Origin of the sequence: Desertibacillus haloalkaliphilus (genome assembly GCF_019039105.1) — a bacterium.
Lineage (GTDB): Bacteria > Bacillota > Bacilli > Bacillales > KJ1-10-99 > Desertibacillus > Desertibacillus haloalkaliphilus.
In genome coordinates, this window is sequence record NZ_JAHPIV010000511.1 from 1 (window position 1) to 344 (window position 344).

General features: G+C 47.7%; 1 protein-coding gene. It reads right to left on the bottom strand.

What is annotated here, in order from left to right; all coding sequences use genetic code 11:
• A partial coding sequence (locus KH400_RS30340) for a hypothetical protein (protein WP_217228615.1) occupies positions 1-344 on the bottom strand: 344 nt, incomplete at both ends.

The window sequence follows — 344 nt, forward strand, 5'->3', positions numbered from 1 at the left end:
TCCTTCTCCCTCTCCCTTTTCCCCCCCTCCTCCCTTTCCTTTCTTCTCTTTTCTCCTTCCCCTCCCTCTCCTCTTTTTCCTCCTTTCTCTTCCCTCCTTCCCCCTCCTCTCTTTTTTTCTCCTCTCTTCTCTTCTTCTTTCCCTTCTCCTTTTTTCTTTTTTCTTTCTCTTCTCCCCCTTTCCTCTCCCTCCCTTCCCCTCTTTCCTTTTTCTCCTCTTCTCTTTTTCTTCTCCTCTCCCTTCTCCCTCCTTTTCTCCTCTTCTTCTCTCTCCCCCTCTCTTCTCTTTCTTTCTTTTTCCTTCTCCTTTCTTTTTTCCCCCCTCTCTCCCCCCTCTTTTTCCTT